The sequence below is a fragment of the Marinobacter sp. UBA2498 genome (genome assembly GCF_002341575.1).
In the GTDB taxonomy this organism is placed as follows: Bacteria; Pseudomonadota; Gammaproteobacteria; order Pseudomonadales; family Oleiphilaceae; genus Marinobacter; species Marinobacter manganoxydans.
The window spans coordinates 416-4,614 of sequence record NZ_DDOI01000079.1; the positions used below are offsets into that span (position 1 = coordinate 416).

The following is a 4,199-nucleotide window of genomic DNA, read 5'->3' on the forward strand; positions in this document are numbered from 1 at the left end:
GGGATCGCATTGTGGCCGTGGGAGAACGCGGCCATATCATCTACTCGGATGATGAGGGGAAAACCTGGGTTCAGGGTGAGGTACCTGTTTCTGTGACCCTGACAGGGATCGATTTTGGCTCCGACAGCCATGGCTGGGCCGTGGGCCACAGCGGCGTTGTCCTCCATACCAGCGACGCCGGGGCCACCTGGGACCTTCAGATTGACGGTATCCGCGCCATGGAACTGGCCATTGAGAGCCGGGAAGAGCAGATTGCCGCCATGGAGGAGCGCATCGAAGAAGCGCCCGAAGAAGAGAAAGAGGATCTCGAGTGGGCACTGGACGACCTTTACTTTGCCCTCGAGAACATTCAGGCGGATATGGACATTGGTCCAGTTAACCCGCTGCTGGATGTCTGGTTTGAAAACGAGAACCGCGGTTTTGTGGTAGGCGCTTACGGTATGTTCCTGCGCACCATGGACGGTGGTGAGACCTGGAAAGACTGGGCGCCAAGAATTGATAACCGGCAGAACTTCCATCTCAATGGCATTACCCGGATCACGGGTGGTGCACTGGTGGTCGTTGGTGAAGCCGGTCAGATACATGTCTCTGTAGACGGTGGTGAGACCTTTGAGCGCCGTGAGGCGCCTTATGAAGGCTCCCTGTTCGGTGTCATCGGTACAGGCCAGGTGAACGAGATGCTCGCCTTCGGCCTTCGTGGCAACATGCTGTTCTCTTCAGACCTCGGCAGAAGCTGGCGGATGGTCCCCAATTCAGCTGGGGCTACGCTCAACGACGGCGTCGTTTCGGAAGATGGTCGTATCACCCTGGTAGGTAATAGTGGTGCGGTACTGATGAGCACCAATGGCGCCGAAACCTTCCGCGAGCATTTCAGAAGTGATCGTGAAGGTGTCATGAGCGCGGTGCCTATCTCAGGAACAGACCTGCTGATTGTCGGCGAAGGTGGCGTAAAAATCACAGACGCCCGTGGAAGAAACCTTCAATAACGCCCTGATGTGGCAACAACCGAACGAATAATAGAGGGGCTTTTGAATGTCCAACCCTAAGCATGACAAGGGCGAGCACTATCTGACCACGCCCAAGGCCGAACCCTTTCTCGAAAGGCTGATCTTCAATAATCGGCCAATCATTCTTGTCGTCTTCGCCGTGTTGACGCTGTTTCTGGGGTATAACGCCGTCAAGATCCAGCCGGACGCCAGCTTCGAGCGAATGATTCCGCTTGAGCATCCCTACATTGTAAATATGCTTGAGCACCGGGATGATCTTGAAAACCTCGGTAACTTCGTTCGTATCGCCGTCGAGGTAGAAGAGGGCGATATTTTCACCCAAGAGTACATGGAAACCCTGAAGCAGATCACCGACGAGGTTTTTTATCTCAACGGCGTGGATCGTTCGGGTCTCAAATCCCTCTGGACGTCGAATGTCCGCTGGGTTGAGGTTACCGAACAGGGTTTTCAGGGTGGCACTGTCATACCGGACGGCTATGACGGCTCCCGGGACAGTCTGGAGAAGCTTCGCCAGAACGTTCTTCGTTCCAACGAAGTCGGGCGCCTGATCTCTGATAACTTCCAATCAACGATCGTTTACGCGCCGCTGTACGAGAAGAATCCGGAGACCGGTGAGGCTCTGGACTACGGCGAATTTTCCCGTCAGCTTGAAGAAAAGATTCGTGAAAAGTACGAAGAACAGAACCCGAACATCAAGATTCATATAGTCGGTTTCGCCAAGAAGGTCGGCGATCTGATTGAGGGGATTGGTTCTATTGCCTGGTTTGCAGGGATTACCATTCTGCTGACCACGCTGCTTCTGTTCTGGTACTCGCGGGCTATTGCCGGCACCCTGGTTCCTGTCTTTACCTCAATCATTGCGGTGTTCCTGCAGTTGGGTACGCTTCGGCTGCTGGGCTACGGGCTGGACCCTTATTCGGTGCTGGTGCCATTCCTGGTGTTTGCGATTGGTATCAGTCACGGCGTTCAGATTGTGAATGCCATGGCGGTTGAAGCTGCCAAGGGCTTTGATGCGGTGACCGCTGCGCGCCTGGCTTTCCGTGCTCTTTACATTCCGGGCATGCTGGCTCTGATTTCGGATGCCTTTGGTTTCCTGACCCTGTTCTTTATCGAGATCGATGTAATCCGCGATCTGGCGGTTGCCGCAGGTATTGGTGTGGCGTTCGTGATCTTCACCAACCTGGTTTTGCATGTATTGATTATGTCCTATGTCGGTATCTCCAAAGGGGGTATTCGTCACGTGCAGAATCACGGCGAAAAACAGGATCGGAAATGGCGTGTTTTGTCCTACTTCTCCCATCCGGGCGTTGCGCCAATTTCGTTGTTGATTGCTGTAATTGGTCTCGGTCTTGGTCTTTATTACAAGCAGGACCTGAAGATTGGCGACCTGGATCAGGGTGCGCCTGAGCTTCGTGCGGACTCCCGCTACAACAAGGACAATGCCTACATCATCAATAATTACTCGACCAGTGCGGATGTATTGGTGGTGATGGTCAAAACGCCGGAAGAGCAGTGCACGCAGTATAATGTGCTGCGGGCCATGGATACTCTGCAGTGGGAGCTTCAGAACACGCCGGGCGTTCAGTCTTCGGTATCACTTGCAGATGTTTCCAAGATGGTGACCAAAGCCCTGAACGAGGGCAACTGGAAGTGGTATGAGATCTCCCGCAACCAGACCATTATCAATGCGTCCATTCGTGAGGCGCCTGCCGGGTTGATCAACACTGATTGCAGCCTGACGCCAGTACTGGTCTTCCTTGAGGACCACAAGGCAGAAACTCTGGAAACCGTCGTTGAGCGCGTCGAACAGTTTGCCGGGAACAACAGCACTGATGAGCACAGGTTCCTGCTAGCGGCGGGTAACGCCGGTGTCGAGGCCGCTACTAACGAGGTTATCTCCGGCGCCAAGGATAAGATGCTGATCCTCGTTTACAGTGTGGTGAGTTTGCTGTGCTTCGCGACTTTCCGTTCGATCCGTGCTGTGCTGTGTATCGTGATACCTCTGGGACTGACTTCGATCCTCTGTGAGGCAATCATGGCGGTATCCGGCATTGGTATCAAAGTGGCGACCCTGCCGGTTATTGCCCTGGGTGTCGGTATAGGTGTCGACTACGGCATTTATATCTACAGCAAGCTGGAGAAATACCTGCTTGAAGGCAAAACGCTTCAGGAGGCTTACTACGAGACCCTGCGCTCCACTGGAAAGGCGGTTATGTTTACCGGTGTGACTCTGGGTCTGGGTGTTGTCACCTGGATATTCTCGCCAATCAAGTTCCAGGCCGACATGGGCTTCCTGCTGTTCTTCATGTTCCTCTGGAACATGGTTGGAGCCATCTGGCTGTTGCCGGCCCTGGCCCGGTTCCTGCTGCGGCCGGATCAGATGCTTGCCAAGGCTCGAGCTGCGAAATAACATTCGCACCGACCTGCAAAAAAGCCCGCTTTGCGGGCTTTTTTGTTGTCTGGTCAACCGGTTAGCGAGCTAATCCATACTTTATTTATGGTGTGAAGTGGTCTATGTTTTATGGTGATCGTACGTCTTGCCCGCTCCCGAAGCGGGCGCCGAATTACAATGAACAGAAAAAAGGAAGAACTCACATGACACTGAAACTTAAAGCCTCCGCATTCGCTGTCGCTGCCGCAGTCAGCCTGGGCGCTGCTTCAACCTCCGTTTCCGCCCAGGAGCAGCGCTTCGTGACCATCGGCACCGGCGGTGTAACCGGCGTTTATTATCCGGCTGGCGGTGCTATCTGTCGTCTGGTGAACATGGACCGTAAAGAGCACGGTATTCGCTGCTCTGTGGAGAGTACCGGTGGTTCCGTCTACAACCTGAATGCCATCCGCCAAGGCGAGCTCGATCTGGCAGTTGCCCAGTCCGACTGGCAGTACCATGCCTACAATGGCACCAGCCAGTTCAAGGATGATGGTGCTAACAAAGATCTCCGCGCGGTCTTTTCTCTGCATCCGGAACCGTTCACTGTTGTTGCCAGCAAGGGCTCAGGCATCAAAACCTTTGAAGACCTGGAAGGCAAGCGGGTATCTGTCGGCAACCCCGGTTCAGGGCAGCGCGCCACTGCTGAAGTCCTGATGGATGAGATGGGCTGGACACTGGACAAATTCTCTCTGGCTGCCGAAATCAAGGCTGCAGAGCAGTCCCAGGCTCTTTGTGATGGCAATATTGATGCCTTCTTCTAC

3 protein-coding genes are annotated in these 4,199 nt (G+C 54.2%); all 3 read left to right on the forward strand.

The genetic code is table 11. From position 1 onward, the window contains the following. Positions 1 to 986 (forward strand): WD40/YVTN/BNR-like repeat-containing protein (locus B2W52_RS10630; protein WP_286802951.1); only part of this gene is annotated, 986 nt, incomplete at its 5' end. 46 nt (positions 987 to 1,032) lie between these two features. Beyond that, positions 1,033 to 3,417 carry an efflux RND transporter permease subunit gene (locus tag B2W52_RS10635; protein WP_008170496.1) on the forward strand — a complete coding sequence of 795 codons (2,385 nt, stop codon included), beginning with the start codon at positions 1,033 to 1,035 and terminating at the stop codon, positions 3,415 to 3,417. Between the two features lie 185 nt (positions 3,418 to 3,602). Next, a partial coding sequence (locus B2W52_RS10640; RefSeq protein WP_286802952.1) for a TAXI family TRAP transporter solute-binding subunit occupies positions 3,603 to 4,199 on the forward strand: 597 nt, incomplete at its 3' end.